This is a genomic window from Dongia sp. (genome assembly GCF_041918875.1).
GTDB lineage: Bacteria > Pseudomonadota > Alphaproteobacteria > Dongiales > Dongiaceae > Dongia.
This window is the reverse complement of the sequence record NZ_JAYRUV010000014.1, coordinates 1-26829: the sequence shown is the minus strand read 5'-3', so window position 1 is coordinate 26829 and position 26829 is coordinate 1. Positions and strand designations below refer to the sequence as shown.

Genomic DNA, 26829 nt, shown 5'->3' with positions numbered 1-26829 from the left:
AAAGCCTCCTTCAGGCGGGAAGATCGCCCAGTTCCTGCTGGCGATGGAAATCGGCGACGAAATCGGCAAGGCCGCCCTGCTCGATGGCCTGGCGCATGCCCCGCATCAGTTCCTGGTAATAATGGAGATTGTGCCAGGTCAGCAGCATGGCGCCCAGAATCTCCTTGGTCTTCATCAGATGGTGGATATAGCCGCGCACATAGGACGCGCAGGCGGGGCAGCTGCATTTGGGATCGATGGGCCGGTCGTCCGTGGCATGGCGCGCATTGCGCATGTTGATGTCGCCATAGCGCGTATGGGCAAGTCCCGTGCGGCCAGAGCGTGTCGGCATCACGCAATCGAACATGTCGATGCCGCGCGCAACCGCCCCCACCAGATCGCTGGGGCGCCCGACACCCATCAGGTAGCGGGGCCTGTCGGCGGGCAGGAAGTCCGGCGTGTAGTCGAGCACCCCGAACATCTGCTGCTGGCCCTCGCCGATGGCAAGCCCCCCGATGGCGTAGCCGTCGAAACCGATGGCCGTCAAGGCCCTGGCCGATTCCTCGCGCAAGTGCGGATAGATGCCGCCCTGCACGATGCCGAACAGCAGGTAGCCGTCGCGGTCGCGGAAGGCCTTGCGGCAGCGCTCGGCCCAGCGCATCGAGCGGCGCATGGAGGCGGCGGCCGCCTCGGGCGTCGCCGGAAAGGCGGTGCATTCATCCAGCACCATGGTGATGTTGGAATCGAGCAGGTCCTGAATCTCGATCGAACGCTCGGGAGTCAGCATGTGCTTCGACCCGTCGATATGCGAGCGGAACTCGACGCCCTGCTCGCTGATCTTGCGGAGCTCGGAAAGGCTCATCGCCTGGAAGCCGCCGCTGTCGGTCAGGATCGGCCCCGGCCAGTTCATGAATTTGTGGAGGCCGCCGAACGAGGCTACCCGCTCGGCGCCAGGCCGCAGCATCAGGTGATAGGTGTTGCCGAGCACGATCTCGGCACCCGTGGCCTTCACCGATTCCGGCAGCATGGCCTTCACCGTGCCGGCGGTCCCCACGGGCATGAAGGCCGGGGTGTTGACCACGCCATGGGCCGTATGGATGCGCCCGCGCCGCGCCTTGCCGTCGGTGGCGAGAAGATCGAACCGGCCGCTCACGGCGCACGCTCCAGCAGCGAGGCATCGCCATAGGAGAAGAAGCGATAGCCCTTGGCGATGGCGTGCGCATAGGCGGCACGCATCCGCGTCACGCCGGCGAAGGCCGAAACGAGCATGAACAGGGTCGATTTCGGCAGATGAAAATTGGTCATGAGCAAATCGGCGATCTGGAATCTGAAACCGGGTGTGATGAAGATATCGGTGGAATCCGCAAAGGGCAAAACCCGCCCATCCTTTGCTGCACTCTCAAGAAGGCGCAATGAGGTCGTTCCCACCGCGACGATGCGCCGTCCCTCTTGCCGGGCGCGGTTGATGGCTTCGGCCGTCGCGGTATCGATCTCGCCATATTCGGCATGCATCCTGTGCCGCGCGATATCGTCGACCTTGACCGGCAGGAAGGTGCCGGCACCGACATGGAGCGTCACGCGCCGCTGCTCGATACCCTTGGCCTTGAGCGCTGCCAGCAGTTCGGGCGTGAAGTGGAGGCCGGCGGTGGGTGCCGCCACGGCACCCTCGCGGGCGGCGAAGACGGTCTGGTAGTCGGCATCGTCGCGCCGCAGGACGGCGCGGGATTTGCGGATATAGGGCGGCAGCGGCATCCAGCCATGCGCCGCGAGTGCCGTCCGGAAGCGGGCCTCATCGCCCGCGAACCCCAGCCGGATCTGCCCATCCTCGGCCTTGGCGAGGACGGTGGCGGCGAAATCGCCCGCGAAATCGATCCGATCGCCGATCTTCAGTTTCTTGCCCGGGCGGGCGAAAGCCCACCATTCGACCCGGTCCGTCCCGGCTTCCCGGGTCAGCAAGGTGATTTCGATCCTGGCATCCCTGCGGCGGCCTTCGAGCTGGGCCGGAATCACCTTGGTGTCGTTCGAGACCAGGACATCCCCTTCGCGCAGGATTTCCGGCAGATCGCGCACGATCCTGTCCGAAAACCCCTCGGCGCGGACATGAAGCAACCGCGCCGCATCGCGCGGCTCCACGGGATGGAGGGCGATCCGGTCAGGGGGAAGATCGAAGTCGAAATCCGAGAGGGTTAATGGGCGCGAGGTCTTGGTCATGGGCGGGTTTTAGCCGCCTCTTGCAAAATTGTCATTCCCGCGAAAGCGGGGATGACAGGCGAATCCGCCGTTTGCACTCCCCGCCCCCCGGGTCTATAACCCCGCCGAATCCAGCCCTTGCCCGAGATAACGCCATGCCAACCGGCCCCCAGACCGAGACGGCCCGCCACTCCACCCTGTTCGTGATGGTGGTGGCGCTGTTCGTCACCAACCTGCTGATTTCCAACGTGATCGCCAACAAGGCCATCGAGCTGTTCGGCTACCCGCTGCAGGCCGCCGACCTCATCTTTCCGATCTCCTATATCCTGGGCGACGTGCTGACCGAGGTTTATGGCTTCAAGCGCGCGCGCCGCGTGATCTGGATCGGCTTCGGCTGCAACTTCTTCGCCATGGTGGCGATCCAGCTGGGGCTGCATCTGCCGGCACATCCCGACTGGCACGACCAGGGCGCCTATGAGGCGATCCTCGGCAATCAGCCGCGCATCCTCGCCGCCTCCTTCTGCGCCTATCTGGTGGGCGAGTTCGTGAACTCGGTGGTGCTCGCCAAGATGAAGGTCTGGATGGCGGGCAGGCATCTCTGGATGCGCACCATCGGCTCGACGGTGCTGGGCCAGGGCTTCGACACCGTCATATTCCTCGGCATCGCCTTCTACGGCATCTGGCCGAGCGACATGCTGCTCTCGGTCATGCTGAGCCAGTGGCTGTTCAAGGTCAGCTACGAAGCCCTGGCAACGCCGCTCACCTATCTCGTCGTGAACACGCTCAAGCGTGCCGAGGGGATCGACGTTTACGACACCCACACCCATTTCAGCCCGTTCGCGGTCAGGGAGTGAGTTCGGCTCCGGGGATGACGGAGCAAGGCGAGCAATCCTGCGTAACGTTGAAACGCAGCAAGGACACGATGCAAGCAAGTGCCACACGGATGCGGCGAAGGCGGCGGCGCGCGCAGTAGCGCAACGCCGCCTCGACCTCCGGTGGGGCCTCTTTCCGAGACCAGATCACGCTTCTTCGATCTTGAGCTTCCGCAGTGCCTCGCCCGCCAGGTGATAGTCCGCGCACCAGCGCGTATGCGGCTCGGCTTGCGCGCGGCGGAAGGCATCGCGGGCCCGGTCGTAATCCCCTTCCCTTTCCGCCAGCAGGCCTTGCAGGCGATCGAAGATGGCGAGGTTTTCCGCGCGCTGCGTCCAGGGCAGTTTCCCAAGCGCCGTCTCAAGGTCCGCGCGCCCGCCCGCACCCTGCAGGATGTTCCAGGCGATCGCCGGCCATGATTCCGTTTCCGCCGCGAAGGCCGCCCCGATATCGGGGCGCGGCTGCGTGCGGCCGAAATACCGGTCGAGCACGGCCAGCCACAAGGCCAGCTCCGCGGTCAGCCCATCGTCCCGCGCCAAAGTGGCGGCCAGATCGAGGCTGGCCAGGGCGGCCGCCCGGTTGCCATCCAGCCGATGCAGCTCGGCCCGCAGCAGGGCGTAGCGGCAATGATACTCGGCATTGCTTCCGGTCAGGTCGAGCTCCGCCCGCTGCATGGCGACACTCACGCCGCCCAGCGCCAAGTCGAAACTCATCAGCGCCTGCGCTGCGAAGGCCGCATCCTCGCCGGCGGCAAGGGCGCCCGTCATGGCCGCGATGGCCGCCGCATAATCCCCCTTGGCGGCACGGGCGAAGCTGAGGCGGCGCAGCGCCTCCTCCGGATAGGAGCAGCCATTCTCGGCGGCCGCATGGAACGCCTCGGCCGCCGCATCGACATCTCCCTCCTCGAATAGAATGGTCCCGAGAAGAACCTGGAAACTGCCCCTTTCGTCACATGGCGGGCACACGTCGATGGCTTTCCGGTAGGCGGTGATGGCACCCGCCCTGTCCCCCTCCTCCAGCATGTCATCCGCCGCCGACACCGTCATGATGGCGGCAATGAAACGCCGCTGGTCCGGGCTGGCCTTGCTCAAACCGCAGCTCGTCCCCGCTTCCCCATTATTGTTTGCCGCCGCCCGCGCCATCGCCCGGCTCCTTATGTTGCCTTAATGTTCCGTACATTGCCTTCGTGCTCATTAGTTGTAAAGCATGAATTTCACTAAACCCGAAAAAGGATCGCGGGACCGATGGTGCTAGGGCTGGGCGGAAAGGGCGGCAAGTTCGGCCGCGGCCATGGGCAGGAGCGGGCTGTTCCGGTCGCAGGCGCCGCCGGCCTTTTCCAGCAGCTGCCTGCCGAAGCGCGCCTCGCCGTCGCTCACCGCGAAAGCGCCGGCATAGAAGCTGAGTTCGCAGATCTGCTGGCGCTTGATATCGAAGGGGTTGCCGGAGCGGCGGATCTCGTCAGCCACCTGCTGCAGTTTCCGCTCGCCCAGCAGATAGGCGATCACGGGCCGCGGCCAGGCATTGCTTTCATGGGCGGCGATGGCGGCCCCCATCAGGCTGCGTCCGTCGCTGCCCATGCGCGCGGCGATGAGGCCCTGCAGCAGGGCCAGGCGGTTGAAGCTGTCATTGTCGGCAAGGGCGATGGCCGCCCGGATATTCTCGTCGGCCGGACCATATTGCCCGGCAACGAAGCTGGCCATGGCGTCGCGTTCCAGCGCCGCGATCGCCCGGGGCTCCTCGGCCTGCGCGCGCGGCACGAAAGCGAGGGCTAGCAGAAATGCCGCGCCCGCATGCACACCGCCCAGTTTCGCTCTTTTCACGCGGGGGCTCCTTCTTTCAGGCGGAGCGAATCTTTCTTGCCTGCCGGCCGCTCGCCCACCCCAATCCGGCTATCGCCACCAGGATAAGCCCCATCCCCACCCCTTCGGCAAGCCCCGGCCGCTCACCCAATTGTAGGGTCGAGAGCAGCAAGCCAAGGAGCGGCGTCAGCAGGATGCCGAGCGAGGCAAGGCCTGCATCCAGCCTGTTGAGCAGCGTGAACCAGATGACATAGGCCAAGGGTGTCGCCGGCCCGATATTGTAGAGGAGCGCCGTGACGAAAGCCGGCGACCAGTCGATCGGCGCCTCCGGCACGATGAGCGCCACGACACACAGCATGATCGCCCCGGCCAGCATCTGCCAGGCCGGCAGCGCCAGCGGGTCCATCGGCGCCGAACGCGTGGCGCGCTTGGTCACGACGACGCCGAGACCCCAGGTCAACCCCGCGCCCAGCGCCAGCAGCACCGCCAGGAGGGATCCCGACCGGCCGCCATCGACGGAGATGAGCACGATGCCGGAAAGCGCCAGGGCGGCCGCCCCCCATTGCACACCGGGCACGCGCTCCTTCAGCAGCAGGACCGAGAAGACAAGAACCCAGAGCGGCATCGTGTAATTGAGGACCGCGCTGCGCCCGGCGGCACCCGTCGAAAGCGCCCAGGTCACCAGGCCGAAACAGAGCGCCGTCTGCAGCAGGCCGATGAGCGTGATGATGCGCCAGCGGCTCTTCATTTCGCGAAAGCGCAAGGAACGGCCCATCAACTTCAGCGTCGCCATCAGCACAATGGCACCGCCCAGGAACCTTATGGCGGCAAAGGCGAAAGGCGGCGCATAGGTCACCGCCACCTTCATCATCACCCAGTTATAACCCCAGATGAGGGAGAGGGTCGCAATGAGGACCAGTGCCTGCCAGCGGGGGAGAGGAGAAGTTCGCGTCATGGGCTGAGACTAGCCTGCCGGCCGCGGGACGCGCTCCGCGATTTCAGCCGCGGCCCTTGCGCGAATTGCATCGCTGGAGGAAGAAGCCCCTCGCCCCGCGACAGCGGGGAGAGGGTCGGGGTGAGGGGTTCTTGTCTCAATCCCCCGTCACAAGCCGTTCGACCAGCTGCTTCACGGTGGGGACGAAGCCGTTCGCATAGAAGGGATCGTCGCGGAAGCGGTAGGCATTGTGGCCGGCGAACATCAGCTGGTCTTCGATCTTGTCGGAATGGCTGATTTCCTGGAGCGTCTTCTGGATGCAAAAGCTCCTGGGGTCGGCCTTGTGGCCGGTGGTGCCTTCCTCGTTCTGCGCCCAGTTCGAGAAATTGCAGGCCGAGAGACAGCCCATGCAATCGATCTGGTCCTTGAGGATTTCGTTCGCCTTGTCGCGCGTGACGAAGATCAGCGTCGATTCCGGCGTGCGGAGCGATTCGGTGAAACCCTGGCGCACCCATTCCTCGGCCCGAAGCTTGTCGGCCGCGGTGACGAAGACCTGGCGCCCGCGGGCGCCGACGGCCAGCGGCCATTCATGCTCGCCGATCTTGTGCTGCGAGAAGGCGATCTGCCGGTCCGACCGGTCGCGCAGCTCCTGGATGAAGGCGTTGTTGACGGCCGACGAATAGAAGCCGGTGGGGCTGAAGCGGTTCAAGAAGACGTCGCCCTTCTTCAGGCTCACCAGGCGCTTCTTCCAGGCGTCCGAAATCGGGCTTTCCTGGGTAAGGAGCGGGCGCGTGCCGAACTGGAAGGCGACGGGACCCAGCTCCGGATTGCCGATCCAGTCTTCCCATTCGCGCAAATTCCACACGCCGCCGGCCATGATGAGCGGCGTCTCGGGCAAGCCGCATTCGTCGCGCAGGGTGTTGCGCAGGTCGCGGACACGCTCGAACGGGGCCTGCGGCTTGGTCGGATCCTCGCTGTTGGAAAGGCCATTGTGGCCGCCGGCCAGCCACGGATCTTCGTAGACGACGCCGCCCAGGAGATGGCTGAACTTGTGATAGGCGCGCTTCCACAAAGCGCGGAAGGCGCGGGCCGAGGAGACGATCGGATAGTAATAGATGTTGTACTGCGCGCAGATCTCGGCAATGCGGTAGGGCATGCCGGCGCCGCAGGTGACGCCGTGGATGAGACCCTTGGCCCCTTCGAGCACGCCATGCAGCACGCGCTCGGCGCCGCCCATCTCCCACAGCACGTTGATGTGCAGGCGGCCGTTATTGCCCATGCAGTCATGCGCGATCCTGGCCTGGGCGATGCCGCCCTTGATCGCATAGTCGAGCAGCTCTTCATGCCGTTCGCGGCGGGTCTTGCCGCGATAGACCTGCGGGATGGGCTTGCCGTTCTCGTCATAGGAATCGGCGTTGACGCCGGAAAAGGTGCCGACACCGCCGGCCAGCGCCCAGGCGCCGGAAGACTGCCCGTTCGAGACGGAGATGCCCTTGCCGCCTTCGATGAGCGGCAGGACTTCGCGTCCGGAAATGATCAACGGTTTCAGTGACCTCACCCAACCCTCCCATAGCCGCCGCTGCATTGGCGGCGACATGCCGATTTATATAGTTATTGACCGACGGCCGCCAAGATGCGCGCCGGCGCGTCGGTGAAAACCCCGTCGACGCCCCAGTCGATCAGCTGCTTGGCGCGCGATGCGTCGTTAACAGTATAGACGAGAAGTCCGAAACCTTCCGCCTTGATCTCCGCCACCCATTCGGGCGTCGCGGCGCCGTCCCAGATATTGACCGTGTCGGTCTTGAGGTTTTGCGCCAGGTCCAGCCAGTTTGCCGGATGATCCTCCAGCAGCAGGCCGCGCGGCAGCTCCGGCGCCTGGTCGCGCGCGATCTCCAGGCATTCGAGGACGAAACTGGAGACGAGCGGCTTTGGCCTGGCCGCCGGCCACAGATGCGCGAGTTCGTCGAGGATGATCTTGGCGGTTTCCCGCGCCCGGCCGGGACAGGGCTTCAGTTCCAGGTTGAACCGCAGGTCTTCCTGCGCAAAGAGCGAGAGCGCCTCGGCCAGCAGCGGCATCTTTTCGCCGGCGAAAGCCGGGTTCTTCCAGCTGCCGGCATCGAGCCCGCGAATCTCGTCATAGAGGCGCGCGCGCGCTGGACCGGTCGTGTTGCTGGTGCGGTCGAGATTGTCGTCGTGCAGCAGGAAGGCGCGGTTGTCGGCCGAGAGCTTGGCGTCGAACTCGACCCAATGGGCACCCTGGCGCTTGGCTTCGCGGAAGCTTGCCAGCGTGTTCTCCGGCGCCGCCTCGGCGGCACCGCGATGGCCGATCACCCGTGGCAGGGACAGAGGTCTGATTGGCATCGGCTGGGCCTCGCGGAAAGAAGGCGGGAGATGGCGGCCGGAGCCGCCATCTCCACGTCCTTACGATTCGGCGCGCTCGGCGTTGCGCTGTGCGCGGCGCTCGGCATCGGCCTTGGCGATCTCTTCCGAGATGTCGGCGCCGGTCTTCTGATCGACGACGCGCATCGAGAGCTTCACCTTGCCGCGATCGTCCATGCCCAGCACCTTGACCTTCACGGCCTGGCCGACTTCGACCACGTCCGAGGTCTGCTTGACGCGCTGCGGCGCCAGTTCGCTGATATGGACCAGGCCGTCCTTGGAGCCGAGGAAGTTCACGAAGGCGCCGAAATCCATCAGCTTGACGACCTTGCCGTCATAGATGACGCCGACTTCGGGCTCGGCGACGATGCCGCGGATCCAGTTGATGGCGGCTTCGCCCGCCTTGGCGTCGACCGCCGCGACCTTGATGGTGCCATCGTCCTCGATATCGACCTTGGCGCCGGTCACTTCGCAGATTTCGCGGATGACCTTGCCGCCGGTGCCGATGACTTCGCGGATCTTTTCCTTCGGGATCTGGATCACGGTGATGCGCGGGGCGTTCTGGTTGACGCCTTCGCGGGCGCCGGTCAGGCCCTTGGCCATTTCGCCCAGGATGTGGAGACGCCCGTCCTTGGCCTGGCCGAGCGCGATCTTCATGATCTCGGACGTGATGGACGTGATCTTGATGTCCATCTGCAGGGCGGTGATGCCCTGATCTGTACCGGCCACCTTGAAGTCCATGTCGCCCAGATGATCTTCATCGCCCAGGATGTCGGAGAGAACGGCATAGCCGTCCTTTTCCTTGATGAGACCCATGGCGATGCCGGCGATCGGCCGCGCCAGCGGCACGCCCGCATCCATCATCGCGAGCGACGAGCCGCAGACGGTCGCCATCGAGGAGGAGCCGTTCGATTCCGTGATCTCGGAAACGATGCGGATCGTGTAGGGGAAGGCTTCCTTGCCCGGCAGCAGCGGGTGAACGGCGCGCCAGGCGAGCTTGCCATGGCCAATTTCGCGGCGGCCCGGCGATCCCATGCGGCCGGCTTCGCCGGTCGAATAAGGCGGGAAGTTGTAATGCAGCATGAAGGTTTCGCGGAATTCGCCTTCCAGCGCGTCGATGATCTGTTCGTCATCGCCGGTGCCCAGCGTGGTCACGACCAGCGCCTGGGTTTCGCCACGGGTGAACAGCGCCGAACCATGAGCGCGCGGCAGGACGCCAACTTCCGCCGTGATCGGACGGACCGTCTTGGTGTCGCGGCCGTCGATCCTGAGGCCCGTCTTCAGGATGTTGCCGCGAACGATGTCCTTTTCCAGCTCCTTGAACTGCTTGCCGACCAGTTCGATCTTCTTGTCGTCGGTGCCCAGGGTCTTCTTGGCTTCGTCCTTCACGGCGGCGACCTTGTCGGTGCGCGCCTGCTTGGCGGTCTCGCGATAGGCCAGCGCCAGCTTCTCCGAGAACTGGGCCTTCAAGGCATCGTAGATCTCGGCGGCGGCCGCATCCGGCGGGGTCAGCTCGCGCGGATCCTTGGCGCACTGTTCCGCGAGCTCGATGATCGCGTTGATGACTTGCTGGAATTCCTTATGGCCGAAATTGACGGCACCCAGCATCACCTCTTCGCTGAGTTCCTGCGCTTCCGATTCCACCATCAGCACGCCTTCGGCGGTGCCGGCGACCACGAGGTCGAGCTTGGAATTATGGAGGTCAGACCGCTTCGGGTTGATGACATATTCGCCATCGATATAGCCGACGCGCGCCGCGCCGATCGGCCCCAGGAAGGGGATGCCGGAAATGGTGAGTGCCGCCGAGGCGCCGATGAGGGCGACGATGTCGGGATCGTTCTCGAGATCGTGGGAGAGGGTCGTGCAGACGACCTGGGTCTCGTTGCGATAGGTCTCGTGGAACAGCGGGCGGATCGGGCGGTCAATGAGGCGGCTGGTCAGCACTTCCTTTTCGGTCGGCCGGCCTTCGCGCTTGAAGAAGCCGCCCGGGATCTTGCCGGCGGCGAACGCCTTTTCCTGGTAGTTGACGGTCAAGGGAAAGAAATCGACACCGGGCTTCGGCGCCTTGGCGCCGACGGCGGTGCAGAGCACGACGGTTTCGCCGTAGGTCGCGAGCACGGCGCCGTCAGCCTGGCGCGCGATGCGGCCGGTCTCGAGGGTCAGCTTGCGGCCGCCCCACATCAGTTCCTTGCGATAGATCTTGAACATATCAATGGTCCTTTCAGGGCCCCCGCGCGTCTTGCGCGACGGCCACTCATCTTACGACCGATGGGATGCCGGACCCGCGAAAGCAACGCGTGGAAATCATGGCGTTGCTTGCGTCGGCCCGGCGCGTTGCGGCTTGAGGCGCGATGGTCGATGAACCGCGCCGGCCGTTGTGAAAAGGGGATCGTGTTGGAAAACCGCAATCCCCCGGATACGACAATCCCGCCCATGGCGTCTGCCCTGGGCGGGATCCCCGTTGGGTTTAGCGGCGCAGGCCCAGCTTGCCCAGGATTTCCTGGTAGCGCTGGTTGCTGGTCTTCTTCAAATAATCGAGCAGGCGGCGGCGCTGCCCCACCATGACCAGCAGACCGCGACGCGAATGGAAATCCTTGTCATGGGTCTGCAGATGCTCGGTCAGATTCTTGATCCGCTCGGTGAGGAGCGCGATCTGCACTTCGGGCGAACCGGTGTCGTTGGCCGCCTTGGCGAATTCCTTCAGAACTTCCTGCTTACGTTCGGCAGTGATCGACATCGACCTTCTCCTTTATGGTCCTAATGGTTGATGACGCGCACCGGGACGAGCTCGCCTGCCTCATAACGCGTGAGGGCTACGAGCCTGCCTTCGGACATGGCGCAAACCATGCCGCCGGGAACGAAGTCCCGAAATCGATCTCGGTCTTGGCGGTGGAGTAATCCAACCGGTTGCCCGGACCGAAGGCGTATCGCCTCGGTGGCCGATAAGGCCAGAGCCGGGATGTCGTCCAGCGCGGTCTCTATCGGCAACAAATGCTCAAAAGCGGCCGGAATATGCCCCAAGGACTTAAGAGCGTCCAGCGAAATCGCTTGTTTCTCCGTGAACCCCCCAACAGATAGTCGCCTCAGGGCGGAAATATGCCCGACCGACCCAAGATGTTGAGCGAGATCCCGTCCCAAGCTCCGCATATAGGCGCCCTTCCCCGATCTGACCTCGAAAACGGCCTCATCGGCGCTGGGCTGGGCGACCAGCCGGAAGTCGAAAATGCGGATCTGCCGCGGCGCCAGCTCGACCGTTTCGCCCTCCCGCGCCAGATCATAGGCCCGCTCGCCCGCCACCTTGATCGCCGAAAACTGGGGCGGCACCTGGTCGATGAGGCCGATGAAGGCCGGGAGCGCTGCCTCGATCTCGGCCCTGGTCGGGCGCTTGTCCGAAGTGGCGATGACCTCGCCTTCCGCATCGTCGGTGGTCCTTGCCTCGCCGAATTTCAGGGTGAAGCGATAGGTCTTGGTGCCGTCCATGACGTAAGGGACCGTCTTGGTGGCCTCGCCCAGCGCAATCGGCAGGATGCCGGTCGCCAGCGGATCGAGTGTCCCGCCATGCCCGGCCTTCTGCGCATCGAACAGGCGCCGCACGACATTGACCGCCTGCGTCGAAGTCATCTCCAGCGGCTTGTCGAGGATGAGCCAGCCATCGACCTTCTGGCCTTTCTTCCTGCGGCTCATTTGTCGGAATCGGAATCCGGCTTCTTGGCAAGATCCGCCCGCACCACGGGGTCGTGCAGCAGGGCCTCGATGCGGCTCGCTTCCTCGAAACTGTCGTCGATCTTGAAGCGGAGCTGCGGGCTGACGCGCATGTCGACCTCCCGCGCGACCTCGCCGCGGAAATAGCCGGCGGCGCGGTTGAGCGCCCGCACGATCGCCTCCGCATCGCCGCCGCCGAAGGGGGCGATGAAGATGGTGGCGTTCCTCAAATCCGGGCTGATCTTCACCACCGTCACCGTGATCATGCGGCCCGCGAGATCGGGGTCCGAAAGGCTGTTATCGGCAATGATCCCGGAAAGCGCATGCCTGATTTCCTCGGCGATGCGCAATTGCCGCTGGCCGGCCTTGGGTGTGATGGTTTTCTTGCGTGGCATGTGTTGGGTATTTCGCTAACAAAAACTGTCACGGCCCGCGCAGGCGGACCATCCACGAGTTTCTCGACGACACGAAGAAAGAAACTCGTGGATCCTCCGCCTTCGCGGAGGATGACAACTCAACACGAGCCGCCATCCTCCAGGAAAGCAGTTGGATAAATGCGTCCTTACGCCAGTTCCCGGGCGACTTCTTCCATCTCGAAGCATTCGATGATGTCGCCCTTTTCGATATTGTCGTAATTCTCGAACGCCATGCCGCATTCGAAGCCTTCCTTGACTTCGCGGACTTCGTCCTTGAAGCGGCGCAGCGTCTTGAGCGTGCCTTCGTGGATGACGACGTTGTCGCGCAGCAGGCGGACCTTGCCGCCGCGCTTGACCAGGCCTTCGGTGACCATGCAGCCCGCGACCTTGCCAGTCTTGGTGATGCTGAACACTTCGCGGATCTCGGCATTGCCAAGGAACTTTTCGCGCAAGGTGGGCGCCAGCATGCCCGACATGGCCGCTTTGATGTCATCAACGACATTGTAGATGATCGAGTAGTAGCGGATATCGACATGGTCGCGCCGCGCCATTTCGCGGGCCTGCGGATTGGCGCGGACGTTGAAGCCGATGATCATGCCGCCCGAGGCGCGGGCCAGCGTCACGTCGCTTTCGTTCACGCCGCCCACGGCCGCGTGCAGGATGCGCACCTTGACCTCTTCGGTGCCCAATTGCTTGAGGCTGCCCGAAATCGCTTCGACCGAGCCCTGCACGTCGGCCTTGATGACCACGGGCACTTCCTTGGCTTCGCCGGCCTGGATGCGCGAGAACATCTGCTCCAGCGTCGAACGGCCGGCGCTGAGTGCGATCTGTTCGCGCTGGCGATTGAGGCGGAATTCGGTGATCTCGCGGGCGCGGGCCTCGGAATCGACGACGACGAAGACGTCGCCGGCCAGCGGCGTGCCCTGCAGACCTAGCACCTCGACCGGCGTCGCCGGGCCGGCGCTGTCGATGTTGCGGCCGCGATCGTCGAGGAGCGCGCGGACGCGGCCCCATTCGGCGCCGGCCACGAAGATGTCGCCTACTTTCAGCGTGCCCTTCTGCACCAGGAGCGTCGCCACCGTGCCACGGCCGCGCTCGACCTTGGCTTCGACCACCGCACCCAGGGCCTGACGTTCCGGATTGGCCTTCAAATCGAGGATTTCGGCCTGCAGCAGCAGCGTTTCCTCGAGCTTGTCGAGGTTGGTCTTGGCCTTGGCCGAAACCTCGACCGAGAGCACGTCGCCGCCCATATCCTCGGTCACGAGTTCATGGTTGAGGAGTTCGCGGCGCACGCGCGTCGCGTCCGCGCCGGGCTTGTCCATCTTGTTGATGGCGACGATGATCGGCACCTTCGCGGCCTTGGCGTGATGGATGGCCTCGACCGTCTGCGGCATGATGCCGTCATCGGCAGCAACGACCAGCACCACGATATCGGTCACGTTGGCGCCGCGCGCGCGCATCTCGGTGAAGGCGGCATGGCCCGGCGTGTCGATGAAGGTGATCTTCTTGCCCGTGGGCAGGGTCACCTGATAGGCGCCGATATGCTGCGTGATGCCGCCCGCTTCGTGTGCTGCTACGTCGGTCTGGCGCAGCGCATCGAGGAGCGAGGTCTTGCCGTGATCGACATGGCCCATGATGGTGACGACCGGCGGCCGCGACACCAAGGCTTCCGACGCATCCGTATCGCCCTCGAGGCCGACTTCGACATCGGCCGCGGAGACGCGGCGCACGGTATGTCCGAACTCACCGATGATGAGTTCGGCCGTGTCGGCGTCGATCGTCTGGTTGATTGTGGCCATGACACCCATTTTCATTAAAGCCTTGATCACGTCGGCACCGCGCTCCGCCATGCGGCTCGCCAGTTCCTGCACCGTGATTGCTTCGGGCAGCACGACCTCGCGCAGGACCTTCGCCTGCGACTGCGCGCTGCCCATCATGGCACGTCGTTCCTTTTCGGTCCGGCGGCGGAAGGCCGCCAGCGAACGCTGGCGCTCGCCGCCGTCGGCATCGAGCGCCTGGGTGACCGAGAGCTTGCCGCTGCGGCGGCGCTGGTCGTCGCCACGGCCGCGGCCGGCTGCCGGCTTGGGTGCCGGCGCGCGGTGGCCGGTCGTCCGCCGGCGCGTCGCTTCCTCGTTTTCCTCTTCGGCCTGCTTGGCGACCGTCTTGGCCAGATGCATGCGCCCGACATGAGGCACGGCACCGGTTCCCGTTTCCGCTTCGGCCTCGCTGGCGGCGGCCGGCTTGGCGGTCTTGGGCGCTTCGGGCACCTCGCGGGCCTTGCGGGCGGCCTCCTCGGCTGCCTTGCGCTCTTCCTCCTCACGGCGGCGGCGCTCCAGCTCGGCGCGCTCGCGCTCCTGGCGTTCGGCGGCGCGGCGGGCTTCCTCGGCTTCCGTGAGCTTGCGGACGTCCTCGTCCTTCTTGGCCTGTTCCAGCACCTTGAGGCGGTTCTGCCGCTCCTGGTCCGTCAGCGTATGGTGCCGCTCGTCGACCTCGGGCACGGGTGCCACGGGCGCCGGGACATGCGCCTTCACCTCGACCTCGGGCGCCACTTCCGCCAACTTGCCGCCGGCACCCGCGGTATAGGTGCGCTTCTTCTTCACCTCGACCGCGACCGTCTTGGAACGGCCATGCGGGAAGCTCTGGCGCACCTGGCCGCCATCCACCGTCTTCTTCAGCTCGAGCTTGCCGGGCGAAGAAAGCTTCAGCGGTTTGCGGGTCGGCGTATCGGTATCACTGGACATGCTGCGCGTGTTTCCGTTCGTAAAGTACGTCGTTGTCTATATCTTATTGCCTGGCAGGGCAAAGCCGGCATGCCGGCGCAGGGTCACCCTCAAGCGCTCGGCCATGCCGCCTGGTTTCACCGCCACATGAACCGCATGCAGCCGGCCCAGGGCCGGCGCCAGCGCTTCGGATGGCAAAGGTGCCCATATCTCTACCCCAGGACCGGCCAGCCGCGCCAGCTTGCCCCGCCCGTCGGACGATCCGTCGCTGGCTTCGAGCAGGAATTTCACCTGCCCCGCCCGGAGCGCCGCCTCGACCTTGTCGAAACCGGCCACCAGCTGGCCCGATTTCTTGGCCAGGCCCAACTGGTCGAGCAACTGGCGTTCCAGAAGCTGCGCCACCCGGTCGGGAAGCCCGGCGTCGGCCTTCGCCTGGCCCTTGGTAACCTTGGTAAAAGCGTGCCTGCGCACAGCCTCGGTCAAGGTCTCGCGGTCGGCGCTCACCCAGAACCCGCGTCCCGGCAGATCGCCCTTGAGGTCCGGCACGATATCACCGGCGGGGCCAGCGACGAAGCGGATCATCCGCCCCTTTTCCATGACCTGCCGTGTCACGATGCAGGTACGCTCGGGCCCGGCGGTTCCGGCCAGGGAATCGTCAAGGACGCCCGACGGATCGATATCGTCCGCGTGCGTCATGACGTGTTCCTGTTGCCCCAGCAAGACCATGGCGCCTCGTTACTTCTCGTCCTCGAACCAATGCGCGCGCGCCGCCATGATGATGGCGTTGGCGTCGTCGGCCGTGAGGTCGAATTCCTTCAGGATGCCGTCCTTGGCATCGACCAGTTCGTCGGCGGCGAGGTCGGCGAGGTCGTCGAGGGTCTTCACCCCTTTTTCGCCCAGCGCCACCAGCATCGGCGGGGTCAGCTTGTCGATCGCCGCCACCTCGTCGGTGACGCCCATTTCCTTGCGCTTCTCCGTCGACCGTTCGGATTCGGCCTCGATCCAGGCGGCGGCGCGCGCCTTGAGTTCCGCCGCCACGTCGGCGTCGAAACCCTCGATCCCGGCCAGATCCTCGACCGGCACGAAAGCCACTTCCTCGACCGAGGCGAAACCCTCGGTCACCAGCAGATGGGCGATGACGTCGTCGACGTCGAGCGCGTCCATGAAGGTCTGCGAGCGCGACTTGAACTCTTCCTGGCGGCGCTCGGATTCCTGGGCGTCGGTCAGGATGTCGATATCGAAGCCGGTGAGCTGCGAGGCCAGACGCACATTCTGCCCGCGGCGGCCGATCGCCAGACTGAGCTGGTCATCCGGCACCACGACTTCGATGCGCCCGGTATCCTCGTCGATGACGACCTTGGAAACCTCGGCCGGGGCCAGGGCGTTGACCACGAAGGTGGCCTGGTCCTGGCTCCAGGGAATGATGTCGATCTTTTCGCCCTGCAGTTCCTGGACAACCGCCTGGACGCGGCTGCCGCGCATGCCGACGCAGGCGCCTACCGGATCGATGCCGCTGTCATTGGACATGACGGCGATCTTGGCGCGGCTGCCGGGGTCGCGGGCGACGGACTTGATTTCGATGATGCCGTCATAGACTTCCGGCACTTCCTGCGCGAACAGCTTGGCCATGAAATCGGGATGCGTGCGGGAAAGGAAAATCTGCGGACCGCGCTGCTCCTCGCGCACGTCGAAGATGATGGCGCGGACACGGTCGCCGGTGCGGAAGGTTTCGCGCGGCAGCAGCTCGTCGCGGCGCAGCATGGCTTCGCCACGGCCGAGATCGACCGTGATGTTGCCGAATTCGACGCGCTTCACCAGGCCGTTGATGACTTCGCCCTTCCTGTCCTTGAACTCGTCGAACTGGCGCTTGCGCTCGGATTCACGCACCTTCTGCACGATGACCTGCTTGGCGGTCTGGGCGGCGATGCGGCCGAAATCAATGGGCGGCAATTCGTCCACGAGGAGGTCGCCCACCTTGGCGTCCGGCTTGCGGCGCAATGCCGCCTTGACCGGGATCTGCGTCACCTCGTTCTCGACCAGATCCACCACTTCCTGCACGCGGATCAGCTTGATCTCGCCGGTCTTGCGGTCGATCTGGGCGCGGATATCGTGCTCATGGCCGTATTTCGAGCGGCCGGCCTTCTGAATGGCCTGCTCCATGGCGGTCAGCACGTCGTCGCGGTCGATCCCTTTTTCGCGGGCGACCGCGTCGGCGACCTGCAACAGCTCCATACGGGGAATGGCAATCGTTTCCATGTTGTCCTCGGTTGGCGTAAATCAGTTTGGTTCGGTGTCCAGCGCCGCCTCATGCGCTGCAATCAGCGCATCGGTCAGCACCAGCTTGGCCTTGGCGATCTGCTCGAGCGGCAGGGCGACGATGGCCCCATCGCTGTCGATCTTCACACTCTCGTCCGCGACACCCATGAGGATGCCCTTGAAACGCTTCCTGCCCTCGACCGGCTCATGCGTCTCGATCTTGGCCTCGTGGCCCTTGAAGCGGTCGAAATCCTTGGGGCGCGTCAGCGGCCGGTCGATGCCGGGCGACGAAACCTCCAGCGAATAGGCGCCCGAAATCGGGTCCTCGACATCGAGGATGGCCGAAACGGCGCGGGAAACGCGCGCGCAATCCTCGACCGACATCACGCGCCCGTCCCTGGGCTCGGCCATGATCTGCAGCACCTTGCGGGTCGATCCGGCAAGCGTCACACGCACCACCTCGTAGCCAAGGGCTTCGATGCTGGGGCCAATCATATCGGCGATGTTATCGGTCAGGCTCATGCGGTCCGGCTGTCGCACATCATAAGGTCAGAAGATTGCAATCCCGCGGCTCCGCCAAAAGCAGCCCAACAAAAAAGGCGGGCCGCTGGGCCCACCCTTTTGAATTGGGCCTCATCGGACCCTGGGATTTGCCCGGAATATAGGGATTTCAACCCGGGATGCAAGCGCTTTGGCTGCCACCAGGATTACCCGGTTCGACGCGTCCCATTATCGTGGCGCACACTTACGGCTTGCCTTCCGTTCGTTATAACCGCCCGCATAATTATCTTTGAAAAAGGCACTTAAACTATCGCCGAACATACATAAAACATGTATAAATACGATATATTATCGCAAGGCGATACTATAGGAAATGTATCTATGACCGATGCGCCATCCATTGCCGGTCGTGCCGGCACGTATATCCGACAACTGGCGGGATACAGCGCCTTCATCCCGAAGCCGCTGCCGCCCGACCATCCGCCGATCCGGATCGACCCAGAAATGCAGCGGCTGCTTTCGGCTGCCGACGGTGCCTTGGGACGATTGGATGGATCCATTCAAACACTCCCGGCGCCCAGCCGCTTCATGTTCCTCTATGTCCGGAAGGAAGCCGTCCTTTCCAGCCAGATCGAAGGTACGCAAGCCTCGCTCAACGACGTCATCAAGGCCGAGGAGAATCTATTTACCGCCGTCGGCGATGTCGGCGACGTCATCAATTACACCGATGCCATGAATTACGGCCTCGAGCGCCTCGGCTCGCTTCCTCTGTCGGTGCGGCTTATCTGCGAAATTCATCAACGTCTGCTGAAGAATGTTCGCGGCGGAAAGATGCAGCCGGGCGAATTGCGGCGGAGCCAGAACTGGATTGGCCCCGGTGGTGCCACGCTTGCCGAAGCGACCTTCGTCCCGCCACCGCCGGAAGAGGCGGGCAAGGCATTGGGTGACCTCGAAATCTTTCTGCACAATAAGGATAATTTACCTTCTCTTATCAAGATCGGCCTCGCCCACGCGCAGTTCGAGACGATCCATCCGTTCCTGGATGGCAATGGCCGGATAGGCCGATTGCTGATCACCTTTTTTCTGTGTAGCGAGGGCATTCTCCAGAAGCCGGTGCTTTATCTCTCGCTTTTTCTTAAACGCCACCAGAGTGCCTACTACGAGCATCTGCAGCGCATTCGCGATCATGGCGACTGGGAGGGCTGGCTGAAATTCTTTCTGGCCGGCGTCGGCGAGGTCGCCCGGCAGGCCACTGAAACGGCCCGCCGGATCGTTGCACTCAGGGAAGAGCATCGCCAGCTAATCATCGACGCGTTCGGCCCTGCCAGCGGCAACGGATTGCGCATTCTTGAGCGCATGTACGAACGACCCGCGATATCGGTCAAAAGGGTCGCAGACATTCTCGGCATCAGCTATCCTAACGCCAACAACCTCGTCCGGAAGCTTGTCGATGCCGGCATCCTGCACGAAATCACCGGCAATACGCGTAACCGGGTCTTCTGGTATGCCGCCTATGCCGCCCTCTTCTCGAATATCGGAGATTGAATCGGCGCGGCCGCGCCACCGAAGCCCGCCTAAACAGCCTCCCACGTCCCGCTCTTCGCCGCTTTGAACATCGCATCGATGACACGCATGTTGGCGATGGCGTCCTCGATGCCGAATTCCAGCTTCGCGGTGCCTCGGATCGCCGCCGAGAAGGCTTCACCCTGCAGCGTGTACTGATCGCAGGCCGGCATCACTTCGCTGGCGATATTGGCGCCGGTGAGGTCCGAGCCGTCGTCGATGCGTAAGGTCGTGGTCTGGTTCGGCGGGGCGTTGAAGGGGATCATCACTTCCGCCCGCGCCTTGGTGCCGAGGATCTGGACATGCTGGCGCGGCACCAATTGGGTCGAGGCGGCAAAGACCAGATGGCGCCCGCCAGGAAATTCCGCCAAGGCCGACGTCAGGCGGTCGGTCTTGAATTTGGGGTCCAGATCCATCACCGCCGAGACGCGGACCGGCTCGGCTCCGAAGACGAAGCGCGCGGCGACGATCGGATAGCAGCCGATATCGTAGAGTCCGCCGCCGCCGATATCGGCCTGGTTGCGCACATTCAGGGGATCGTCGTTGAAATAGCTGAAGACCGAACTCACGAGTTTCACCTCGCCCAGCCGTCCCGATTGCGCCAGCTCCCGCGCCCGGCGCCATTGCGGATGATGGCGCACCATGAAGGCCTCGCCGACCAGCTTGCCCGCCCTCCTGGCACCGTCCAGCAGCTGGCGCGCTTCCTGGGCCGACAAGGCGATGGGCTTTTCGCACAGCACATGCTTGCCCGCGGCCAGCGCCTGCAGGGTCACCGGGACATGGAGATGATTGGGCAGCGGGTTATAGACCGCCTCGATCTCCGGATCGTTGAGCAGCGCCTCGTAGGAGCCGAAGGATCTGGGAATGCCGAGCTTGTCGGCGGCCTGCTTGGCACGCGCCCCGTCGCGCGATGCCAGCCCCGCGATCTCCACGCCCCTGGCGCGCAGCATGGCGGGGATGACCTTCTTGAGGCCGATATCGGCTGTGCTGACGATACCCCATTTGACCGGCTTCATGACTGACCTTCTCCGTTCAAGATTGTAGCAAGCGGCGCCACCGCTGCTATGATACAGGTGAAATTTAGCGGAATGGACGCGACATGGCACCGGATACTGGCACCCACGGTTCAACGCAGGCAACGATCGACGGCAAGACCATGCCGCTCTACACCCTGCCCGCCCGCTGGTACCACGCCGCCGACATCTATGAAGCGGAGCGCTGGTCGGTCTTCGCCGCCACCTGGCAGTTCGCCTGCCGCGAGGCCGACTTGCCGCAACCCGGCGATTATACCGCCATCCTGGTGGCCGGCTTCAACATTTTCATCCTCCGCGACCGCAACGGGGCGCTGAAGGCTTTCCACAATCTCTGCCCGCACCGTGCGGCACCCCTCTTTGCCGAGGGGACCGGCCATTGCGACGTGCTGCGCTGCCGCTATCACGGCTGGATGTTCGACCATGACGGCAAGCTGAAGGTGGCGCCGCATTTTGGCGAATGCGACTGGTTCAGGAAGGAGGATCACGGCCTCAAGCCCGTGCGCCTCGATGCCTGGCGCGGCCTCGTCTTCGTCAATATCGACGGCAAGGCCGAACCGCTCGCCGACTATTTGAGCGATGTCGCCCGGCTGGTCGAGCCCTTCCCGATCGAAAGCTTCCAGAAGCGCGACGATGCCGACTTCGCCATCAAATGCAACTGGAAGACCTATACCGACAATTTCGTCGAAGGCTACCATATCCCCGGCATTCATCCGGGCCTCATCCAGGCCATCGACTTCAACCTGTTCGAGACGACCTACGCCAAGCATGTCGTCATCATGAAGGCGCCGCAGAAATCGGGCTCCATCTATGGCGGCCTGTGGCTGTGGATCTGGCCCAACATGACGCTCTCCGTCTATCCCGACGGCATGAACGCCTCGCGCATCGTGCCGCATGGGCCACGCTCGACGACGCTCCATTACAGCTTCTATTTCCAGGATCTCGCCCCGGCACGCCTCGCGGCGCAGCAGAAGACCATCGAGACCAACTGCCAGATCGTGCGCGAGGATTTCGGCATCTGCGAGCAGTCCCAGGGCAATCTCGAAGCCGGCATCTACCGCCGCGGCCCCTTGAGCCCGCGCCACGAAATGGGTGTCAAATACTACCATGACGAAGTCCGCGCCGCGCTAAGCGCGCAAGGGATCAGCGAGTAGCTTCGACACCCCTCACCCCGACCCTCTCCCCGCTTCCGCGGGGCGAGGGAGTTCCGAGCGGGTCTCGGCAGTAAGCCCCTCGCCCCTCTGGGGAGAGGGGTTGGGGTGAGGGGCGCTTGCTCATCACATTCCCGTGTTTGCCCTAGGCCGCAGCCAATTTCTGCGCCACATTCCGGGCATGCGCCCCCCGATCCTCGCCCTTGCCTTGCTGACCCTGACCGCCTGCGGCTATGATTCCGCGCGGCCCCACGGCATCGACGAAACCGTCACCGCCGCCATTAGCGCCGAGGACGAAACCGTGATCGTCCTCACCGTCGACGATCCGCTGCCGGTCAAGTCGGCACGGCTCATCGACCCCAGCGGCGCCGTCACCGAGGCCTTCGCCATCGACCGCGACCGGCAGAGCTATAGCGGCGGCGGCAATGTGCGGCCCAATGTCGGCGTCGGTGTCGTCGGCGGGTCGAGCGGTGGCGTCTCCACCGGTATCGGCATCGGCTTTCCGCTTTTTTCTTCGGACGGCGGCGGCGCGGTGCGGCGCATGACCCAAAGCCGCGTACAACTCCGCATTCCCGACATCGCCGCCTACCGCCTTGGCTGGCAGCATTACGCCATCGCCGTCGATCTCGACGACGGCGTCAATCGCCGCTCGTTCCAGATGGTCCCGCCAGCGCCAGAATGAAAACTGGGTCAGTTCATCAGTTCGAGGAACGCCTCACTTCGGCTTGCTCTGGGTCGTGGGCGATATCGCGGGTTGAGTGGTAATTGGCTTCAATGCGGGTGGCGGCGAAGGCCGTTGTGGAATTTGAGTGGTCGTTGGGTTCACGCCGCCCTTCACGATTAGCCCTTCTTGAAGAACCTGCACTTTCGGGCGCGCCACGGCTCCGGCATCCTTCTTGTCCATCAGATTCTCCTATAGTTGACACGTTCGACCGTCAGGCCCGGTATGGCAGTTCCACATGCAAATCCGCCTTGCCCCGCGCCAGATAGATATGTGGCATATTGTAGAGCAAAGTCCCCGTAAAGTCGTAGACGTCAACATCTCTCAGTAAGATTTCTCGAATATCGCCCGTCTCCGAAAATGCCCCCACATATCCCGCATAGGTTAGCTGGCGATCAAAGTCGCGCAGATTGACGTATTCACTCATTGGGCTCCCTGAATTGAAGACATACTCCCACACGTCTTCGTCCCCGAAACGCTTGGTCACACCAACGGCGCGAAGCATGCGGCTGAAGAGCTTCTTGTTGGAGCAAGTTGCCCAGATGATTGCCGAGCCGAACGCAAATAGCAGGGCAATCAATATTTGCCCAACCAATGGCTTGAAATCGTGATCGAGATTTTGCGTAAGCGCCGGGATTGTTAGTTCTTTGCCAAATGCCCAGTAAGCGACAGCAAGTTCGGCATAGCTCGCGGTCCAAAGAGAAATGCACCGAGTGTAAAACGAAACTCTGAGAACTCTCGTCTCGGACCATAACGATAGTCGATAGTTGCCCAGACATTCCCTGGGAGAAACACGAACGCGAGTTCGAGCAACGCGAGGCTGATATCCACGACAAGACATCCCGAAGGCTTCGAAAGGCTGCATTACACAACCTTAAATCGCGTATATCAACAAGAATGTCTTCTATAATTGCATGAAATGAACGGACCGGGTAACAGCTACCCCCGGCTCGACCGACGCCGGCGCAGCAGGAAGGGGCCGATGACGCAGGCGCTCGCGATGGCCAGCAGCAGGGCCGAGATCGGGTGGGTGAAGAAGACGCTGACATCGCCTTGCGCGATGGCATAGGCGCGGCGGAACTGTTCTTCCGCCATCGGCCCCAGGATCAGGCCCACCACAAGGGGTGCCACCGGATATTCGAACTGCCGCATGGCGAAGCCGAGAAGGCCGATGCCGAGCAGCAGCCACAGGTCGAACACCGAATTGTTGAGCGAATAGACACCCAGCATCGAGAGGACCAGGATGCCGCCATAGAGCAGCGGTCGCGGGATGAGCAGGAGCTTCGCCCACAATCCCACCAGCGGCAGATTGAGCACCAGCAGCATCAGATTGCCGAGATAGAGGCTGGCGATCAGCGCCCAGACCAAAGTGCTGTTGCTGGAAAAGAGCATCGGCCCCGGCTGGATGCCATATTGCTGGAATGCCGCGAGCAGGATCGCCGCCGTGGCCGAAGTGGGCAGGCCGAAGGAGAGCAGCGGCACCAGCACGCCCGCGACCGCCGCATTGTTGGCCGCTTCCGGCCCGGCCACCGCTTCGATGGCGCCTTGGCCGAATTCCTGCGGCTTCCTCGATAGCCGCTTCTCGACGAGATAAGAGAGGAAGGTCGGAATCTCGGTGCCGCCCGCCGGTAGCGAGCCCAAGGGAAAGCCCAGGGCGGTGCCGCGCAGCCAGGGTTTCCAGGAGCGCGCCCAATCCTGCCGCGACATCCACAGGCTGCCGGTAACGCTGCTGATTTCCTCCGGCCGCCGCGCCTCGCGGAAGGCGACATGAAACGCTTCGCCCAGCGCGAACAGGCCCACCGCCACCACCACGACGTCGAGACCGTCGAGCAGCGGCAGCAGGCCGAAGGTGAAGCGCGCCTGGCCCGTCTGCGTATCGATGCCGATGAGGCCGATGGCAAGACCGATGAACAGCGCCGAGAGGCCGCGCAGGATCGAACTGCCCAGCAGTGCCGAGACCGTGACGAAGGCCAGCACCATCAGGCTGAAATATTCCGCCGGCCCGAACAGCAGCGCGATCCTGACCATGATGGGCGAGAGGAAGCTCAGGCCCACCGTGGCGATGGTGCCGGCGACGAAGGAACCGATCGCCGCCGTGGCGAGCGCCGCCGCCGCGCGGCCCTTCCTGGCCATCATATGCCCGTCGATGGCGGTAACGATGGAGCCGGTTTCGCCAGGCACGTTGAGCAGGATCGAGGTGGTCGAGCTGCCGTACATGGCGCCGTAATAGATGCCGCCGAAGATGATGAAGGCCGCCGTCGGGTCGAGGTGATAGGTGACCGGCAGCAGCAGCGCGATGGTCAGCGCCGGCCCGATTCCGGGCAGGACGCCGATGGCGGTCCCGAGCGTCACGCCCAGCAGCGACCAAAGGAGATTGACCGGCGTGAAGGCAACCGCGAAGCCCTGCAGCAGACCGTCAAGGGTATCCATGTGTTCAGTGTCCCCCCAGAAGGCCTGTCAGGAGTCCGCCCGGCAAGGGCAAGCCGAGACCTTTCGTGAAACCGAGGAAGGCGACCAGCACCACGGCAAGGCCGACCAGCGCGTGGCGCATGCTCCAGCGCCCGGCAAAGCCCCTGGCCGTCAGCACGAACACCAGCCAGGCCGACGGAATGAAGCCCACCGCCTTGTAACCGAGCGCCCCCAGGCACAGGCCGGCGATGACCCACAGCAAGGTCGGCCAATCGCCTTGTTCCGTGTCGCCGGGCCCGGCCGCATTCTCTTCCTCGCTGACTGGAATGAGCGCACCTTCATGCGGCACGCCCTGCCGCATGGCCGTCCAGCCGGACCAGGCATTGGCAAGGCCCAGGATGATGAGCCCGCCGCCGATGAGGACCGGGAACAGGCGCGGCCCCAGGCTGTCCTGGCCGGGCAGGGCCTGGACACCCAGGGTCACGATGGAGATGCCGGCGCCCAGCGCCAGCAGGACAGCGCCGATGACGATGCCCTGCCAGCGTTGGAAACCGCCCGACCCGGAAGCCGGGTGCTGAACGCCGCCCGGCTGATATTTCGGCGAGGTCACGAGACCAGACCGATTTCCTTCAGCACGGTCGTGACCCGCGCTTCCTCTTCCGTGAGATAGGCGGCAAAGGCGTCGCCGGCCAGATACGTATCCATCCAGCCCTTGGTCTCCAGCGTCTTCTTCCAGCCGTCCGACTTCACCATCTGGTCGACGGCATCGAGCAGGGCCGCCTTGTCGGCATCCGCCAATTCGCCGGCACCGAAGACCGCGCGCCAGTTGGCGAGTTCCACATCGAGGCCGGATTCCTTCAGGGTCGGCGCGTCTAGGCCGGCCAGGCGCTCGCCCGACGAGATGGCGAGCGCGCGGAGCTCGCCGGCCTTGATCTGCGCTTCGAATTCACCGAGGCCGCTGACGCCGCAAGTGACATGGCCACCGACGATCGCCGCCAGCGCTTCACCGCCGCCGGAGAAGGCCACATAGTTGAGCTTGGTGACATCCGCGCCCGCCGCCGTGGCGATGAGGCCGGCCAGGATATGGTCGGTGCCGCCCGCCGATCCGCCGCCCCAGGAGACGGAGCCGGCATCGGCCTTCAATTTGGCGGCAAGATCGCCCATCGATTTCAGTTCCGAAGCGGCCGGCACGACAATGACTTCATATTCGCCGGTAAGGCGCGCCAACGGGGTCACATCCTTCAGGGTGATCGGCGATTTGTTGGTGAGGATGGCGCCCAGCATGACGAGGCCGCCCACCAGCACGGCGCTGGCATCGCCCTTCCTGTTGGCGAACTGCGCCAGGCCCACGGTGCCGCCGGCGCCGGCGACGTTTTCAACCTGGACCGCGCTGACGATGCCGGCCCCCTGCAGCACTTCCTGCATGGAGCGCGCGGTCTGGTCCCAGCCGCCGCCGGGCTTGGCCGGGGCAACGACGGTAAGCGATTCGAGCGCCGCGAAGGCGTCGCGCGGCGGCAGCATGCCGCCAGCGGCGGTAATGACGGCAAGAGCGGCACCGGTCTTCAGAACCTGGCGGCGCGAAAGCTTTTTCATGGATTTCCTCCCGTTTGCAGATGACGACGGAAACGGCTCTCCCCAACCGCCTTTACGTTAGCTTTACGGCACGAACGCGAATCCCCCTCGCATTCGGTGCTGGCGGAAAGCTGACAGGCGATGGCGGCAGGGTCAATGCTTGCCTGCGCCGTTTTGTCGCCAGCGCGTCGGAAAACCCTGCGTCAATAGGAGGTTGTTCTTTTAGGAGGCCGCGATGTAGGTGACAGTCCCGCCAGGGTCGATCCGGGCATGAACGCTGCCGGCCACCAGCCCGGTGAGGAAGAGAAGAGCCAGGCCCAGCCGGGCCAGATTGCGCAGTGTCATAGTGTAAATACTCCGGAAGATATCTACACAATGAATAGTCACGCTTGCGCGACAATTCAACAAGAATATCTGCGTAATTTCATGACTATATCTTTATAAGGTGTGAATTAAGCTGCATGTTCTCTTATTGTTCTTGACAAAGCCGTAGGAATTTGATACTAATTAGTTGTGCACACATTACCTCCGGTGCCCATCCGGAATCGCTCGGTTGTCCACGGCGCAAGCCTCGTTTCGGGGCGCAGGCCGCCATATCGCTCCCCTTGGCGGGAGCAGCCTGGGCCGGTGGCGAAC

The 26829-nt window shown here is 63.9% G+C and carries 26 protein-coding genes; 4 read left to right on the top strand and 22 right to left on the bottom strand.

Annotated features, from left to right (window positions below):
* Positions 1–10: 10 nt before the first annotated feature.
* The gene (gene tgt, locus ACE3TY_RS15245; RefSeq protein WP_374654441.1) at positions 11–1132 is read right to left on the bottom strand and encodes a tRNA guanosine(34) transglycosylase Tgt; all 1122 of its coding nucleotides are present in this window, start codon (positions 1130–1132) and stop codon (positions 11–13) included.
* On the bottom strand, positions 1129–2190 hold the full coding sequence (gene queA / locus ACE3TY_RS15240; protein WP_374654439.1) for a tRNA preQ1(34) S-adenosylmethionine ribosyltransferase-isomerase QueA: 1062 nt from the start codon (positions 2188–2190) through the stop codon (positions 1129–1131). The genes tgt and queA overlap by 4 nt, the downstream gene beginning before the upstream one ends.
* A 134-nt stretch (positions 2191–2324) precedes the next feature.
* On the opposite strand from queA, the gene ACE3TY_RS15235 reads away from it, so the two are divergent.
* Positions 2325–3023 (top strand): queuosine precursor transporter, encoded by a 699-nt coding sequence (locus ACE3TY_RS15235; RefSeq protein ID WP_374654437.1) that lies wholly within the window; start codon positions 2325–2327, stop codon positions 3021–3023.
* 165 nt (positions 3024–3188) lie between these two features.
* Here the strand turns inward: ACE3TY_RS15235 and ACE3TY_RS15230 are convergent, their stop codons facing one another.
* The 13 genes from ACE3TY_RS15230 to rimP all read right to left on the bottom strand — a co-directional run bounded on the left by ACE3TY_RS15230 (position 3189) and on the right by rimP (position 17767).
* Positions 3189–4130: a tetratricopeptide repeat protein gene (locus ACE3TY_RS15230; protein WP_374654435.1), complete on the bottom strand. Its 942-nt coding sequence runs from the start codon at positions 4128–4130 to the stop codon at positions 3189–3191.
* A 159-nt stretch (positions 4131–4289) separates the two neighbouring features.
* Positions 4290–4859: a hypothetical protein gene (locus ACE3TY_RS15225; protein ID WP_374654433.1), complete on the bottom strand. Its 570-nt coding sequence runs from the start codon at positions 4857–4859 to the stop codon at positions 4290–4292.
* A gap of 16 nt (positions 4860–4875) precedes the next feature.
* The gene (locus ACE3TY_RS15220; protein ID WP_374654431.1) at positions 4876–5793 is read right to left on the bottom strand and encodes a DMT family transporter; all 918 of its coding nucleotides are present in this window, start codon (positions 5791–5793) and stop codon (positions 4876–4878) included.
* Between the two features lie 136 nt (positions 5794–5929).
* The gene (locus ACE3TY_RS15215) at positions 5930–7357 is read right to left on the bottom strand and encodes an NAD(P)H-dependent flavin oxidoreductase (protein ID WP_374654662.1); all 1428 of its coding nucleotides are present in this window, start codon (positions 7355–7357) and stop codon (positions 5930–5932) included.
* A gap of 26 nt (positions 7358–7383) precedes the next feature.
* Positions 7384–8133, bottom strand: coding sequence for a glycerophosphodiester phosphodiesterase (ugpQ, locus tag ACE3TY_RS15210; RefSeq protein ID WP_374654429.1), 750 nt, complete (start codon positions 8131–8133; stop codon positions 7384–7386).
* Positions 8134–8193: 60 nt separating this feature from the next.
* Positions 8194–10365 (bottom strand): polyribonucleotide nucleotidyltransferase, encoded by a 2172-nt coding sequence (pnp, locus tag ACE3TY_RS15205; RefSeq protein WP_374654660.1) that lies wholly within the window; start codon positions 10363–10365, stop codon positions 8194–8196.
* Positions 10366–10618: 253 nt separating this feature from the next.
* Positions 10619–10888, bottom strand: a complete 270-nt coding sequence (gene rpsO / locus ACE3TY_RS15200; protein ID WP_374654427.1) for a 30S ribosomal protein S15 — start codon at positions 10886–10888, stop codon at positions 10619–10621.
* 20 nt (positions 10889–10908) lie between these two features.
* Positions 10909–11835 carry a tRNA pseudouridine(55) synthase TruB gene (gene truB, locus ACE3TY_RS15195; RefSeq protein WP_374654425.1) on the bottom strand — a complete coding sequence of 309 codons (927 nt, stop codon included), beginning with the start codon at positions 11833–11835 and terminating at the stop codon, positions 10909–10911.
* Positions 11832–12248, bottom strand: a complete 417-nt coding sequence (rbfA, locus tag ACE3TY_RS15190; RefSeq protein WP_374654423.1) for a 30S ribosome-binding factor RbfA — start codon at positions 12246–12248, stop codon at positions 11832–11834. Before rbfA ends, truB begins: the two co-directional genes overlap by 4 nt.
* 167 nt (positions 12249–12415) lie before the next feature.
* Positions 12416–15010: a translation initiation factor IF-2 gene (infB, locus tag ACE3TY_RS15185; RefSeq protein ID WP_374654421.1), complete on the bottom strand. Its 2595-nt coding sequence runs from the start codon at positions 15008–15010 to the stop codon at positions 12416–12418.
* 36 nt (positions 15011–15046) lie between these two features.
* Positions 15047–15685 carry an RNA-binding protein gene (locus tag ACE3TY_RS15180; protein WP_374654419.1) on the bottom strand — a complete coding sequence of 213 codons (639 nt, stop codon included), beginning with the start codon at positions 15683–15685 and terminating at the stop codon, positions 15047–15049.
* A 39-nt stretch (positions 15686–15724) separates the two neighbouring features.
* Positions 15725–17245, bottom strand: coding sequence for a transcription termination factor NusA (gene nusA / locus ACE3TY_RS15175; protein WP_374654417.1), 1521 nt, complete (start codon positions 17243–17245; stop codon positions 15725–15727).
* A 21-nt stretch (positions 17246–17266) separates the two neighbouring features.
* Positions 17267–17767, bottom strand: coding sequence for a ribosome maturation factor RimP (rimP, locus tag ACE3TY_RS15170; protein WP_374654415.1), 501 nt, complete (start codon positions 17765–17767; stop codon positions 17267–17269).
* Between the two features lie 309 nt (positions 17768–18076).
* Between rimP and ACE3TY_RS15165 the strand changes: the two genes are divergently transcribed.
* Positions 18077–19291: a Fic family protein gene (locus ACE3TY_RS15165; RefSeq protein ID WP_374654413.1), complete on the top strand. Its 1215-nt coding sequence runs from the start codon at positions 18077–18079 to the stop codon at positions 19289–19291.
* A gap of 29 nt (positions 19292–19320) precedes the next feature.
* On the opposite strand, the gene ACE3TY_RS15160 is transcribed toward ACE3TY_RS15165, so the two are convergent.
* On the bottom strand, positions 19321–20325 hold the full coding sequence (locus ACE3TY_RS15160) for a Gfo/Idh/MocA family protein (protein WP_374654411.1): 1005 nt from the start codon (positions 20323–20325) through the stop codon (positions 19321–19323).
* Positions 20326–20408: 83 nt separating this feature from the next.
* On the opposite strand from ACE3TY_RS15160, the gene ACE3TY_RS15155 reads away from it, so the two are divergent.
* Both ACE3TY_RS15155 and ACE3TY_RS15150 read left to right on the top strand, forming a co-directional pair.
* Positions 20409–21494, top strand: coding sequence for an aromatic ring-hydroxylating dioxygenase subunit alpha (locus ACE3TY_RS15155; protein ID WP_374654409.1), 1086 nt, complete (start codon positions 20409–20411; stop codon positions 21492–21494).
* Between the two features lie 178 nt (positions 21495–21672).
* Positions 21673–22173: a hypothetical protein gene (locus ACE3TY_RS15150; RefSeq protein WP_374654407.1), complete on the top strand. Its 501-nt coding sequence runs from the start codon at positions 21673–21675 to the stop codon at positions 22171–22173.
* Positions 22174–22206: 33 nt separating this feature from the next.
* Here ACE3TY_RS15150 and ACE3TY_RS15145 read toward each other — a convergent pair whose 3' ends face one another.
* The 6 genes from ACE3TY_RS15145 to ACE3TY_RS15120 all read right to left on the bottom strand — a co-directional run bounded on the left by ACE3TY_RS15145 (position 22207) and on the right by ACE3TY_RS15120 (position 26538).
* A complete protein-coding gene (locus tag ACE3TY_RS15145) occupies positions 22207–22395 on the bottom strand; it encodes a hypothetical protein (protein ID WP_374654405.1) in 189 nt (62 codons plus the stop codon).
* Between the two features lie 31 nt (positions 22396–22426).
* Positions 22427–23077, bottom strand: coding sequence for a hypothetical protein (locus tag ACE3TY_RS15140; protein ID WP_374654403.1), 651 nt, complete (start codon positions 23075–23077; stop codon positions 22427–22429).
* A gap of 74 nt (positions 23078–23151) precedes the next feature.
* On the bottom strand, positions 23152–24642 hold the full coding sequence (locus ACE3TY_RS15135) for a tripartite tricarboxylate transporter permease (protein WP_374654401.1): 1491 nt from the start codon (positions 24640–24642) through the stop codon (positions 23152–23154).
* Between the two features lie 4 nt (positions 24643–24646).
* Entirely contained in the window at positions 24647–25231 is a 585-nt protein-coding gene (locus ACE3TY_RS15130) for a tripartite tricarboxylate transporter TctB family protein (RefSeq protein ID WP_374654399.1), read from the bottom strand.
* Positions 25228–26214: a Bug family tripartite tricarboxylate transporter substrate binding protein gene (locus tag ACE3TY_RS15125; protein WP_374654397.1), complete on the bottom strand. Its 987-nt coding sequence runs from the start codon at positions 26212–26214 to the stop codon at positions 25228–25230. The genes ACE3TY_RS15130 and ACE3TY_RS15125 overlap by 4 nt, the downstream gene beginning before the upstream one ends.
* Positions 26215–26415: 201 nt before the next feature.
* On the bottom strand, positions 26416–26538 hold the full coding sequence (locus ACE3TY_RS15120) for a hypothetical protein (RefSeq protein ID WP_374654395.1): 123 nt from the start codon (positions 26536–26538) through the stop codon (positions 26416–26418).
* Positions 26539–26829: the final 291 nt, after the last annotated feature.

Bases quoted from the DNA above. Each gene is read 5' to 3' on its own strand.
- queA (WP_374654439.1), bottom strand. From the start codon at position 2,190: ATGACCAAGACCTCGCGCCCATTAACCCTCTCGGATTTCGACTTCGAT.
- ACE3TY_RS15235 (WP_374654437.1), top strand. From the start codon at position 2,325: ATGCCAACCGGCCCCCAGACCGAGACGGCCCGCCACTCCACCCTGTTC.
- ACE3TY_RS15220 (WP_374654431.1), bottom strand. From the start codon at position 5,793: ATGACGCGAACTTCTCCTCTCCCCCGCTGGCAGGCACTGGTCCTCATT.
- ACE3TY_RS15215 (WP_374654662.1), bottom strand. From the start codon at position 7,357: ATGCAGCGGCGGCTATGGGAGGGTTGGGTGAGGTCACTGAAACCGTTG.
- ugpQ (WP_374654429.1), bottom strand. From the start codon at position 8,133: ATGCCAATCAGACCTCTGTCCCTGCCACGGGTGATCGGCCATCGCGGT.
- rpsO (WP_374654427.1), bottom strand. From the start codon at position 10,888: ATGTCGATCACTGCCGAACGTAAGCAGGAAGTTCTGAAGGAATTCGCC.
- truB (WP_374654425.1), bottom strand. From the start codon at position 11,835: ATGAGCCGCAGGAAGAAAGGCCAGAAGGTCGATGGCTGGCTCATCCTC.
- rbfA (WP_374654423.1), bottom strand. From the start codon at position 12,248: ATGCCACGCAAGAAAACCATCACACCCAAGGCCGGCCAGCGGCAATTG.
- infB (WP_374654421.1), bottom strand. From the start codon at position 15,010: ATGTCCAGTGATACCGATACGCCGACCCGCAAACCGCTGAAGCTTTCT.
- ACE3TY_RS15180 (WP_374654419.1), bottom strand. From the start codon at position 15,685: ATGACGCACGCGGACGATATCGATCCGTCGGGCGTCCTTGACGATTCC.
- nusA (WP_374654417.1), bottom strand. From the start codon at position 17,245: ATGGAAACGATTGCCATTCCCCGTATGGAGCTGTTGCAGGTCGCCGAC.
- rimP (WP_374654415.1), bottom strand. From the start codon at position 17,767: ATGAGCCTGACCGATAACATCGCCGATATGATTGGCCCCAGCATCGAA.
- ACE3TY_RS15165 (WP_374654413.1), top strand. From the start codon at position 18,077: ATGTATAAATACGATATATTATCGCAAGGCGATACTATAGGAAATGTA.
- ACE3TY_RS15160 (WP_374654411.1), bottom strand. From the start codon at position 20,325: ATGAAGCCGGTCAAATGGGGTATCGTCAGCACAGCCGATATCGGCCTC.
- ACE3TY_RS15155 (WP_374654409.1), top strand. From the start codon at position 20,409: ATGGCACCGGATACTGGCACCCACGGTTCAACGCAGGCAACGATCGAC.
- ACE3TY_RS15150 (WP_374654407.1), top strand. From the start codon at position 21,673: ATGCGCCCCCCGATCCTCGCCCTTGCCTTGCTGACCCTGACCGCCTGC.
- ACE3TY_RS15145 (WP_374654405.1), bottom strand. From the start codon at position 22,395: ATGGACAAGAAGGATGCCGGAGCCGTGGCGCGCCCGAAAGTGCAGGTT.
- ACE3TY_RS15140 (WP_374654403.1), bottom strand. From the start codon at position 23,077: ATGCAGCCTTTCGAAGCCTTCGGGATGTCTTGTCGTGGATATCAGCCT.
- ACE3TY_RS15135 (WP_374654401.1), bottom strand. From the start codon at position 24,642: ATGGATACCCTTGACGGTCTGCTGCAGGGCTTCGCGGTTGCCTTCACG.
- ACE3TY_RS15125 (WP_374654397.1), bottom strand. From the start codon at position 26,214: ATGAAAAAGCTTTCGCGCCGCCAGGTTCTGAAGACCGGTGCCGCTCTT.
- ACE3TY_RS15120 (WP_374654395.1), bottom strand. From the start codon at position 26,538: ATGACACTGCGCAATCTGGCCCGGCTGGGCCTGGCTCTTCTCTTCCTC.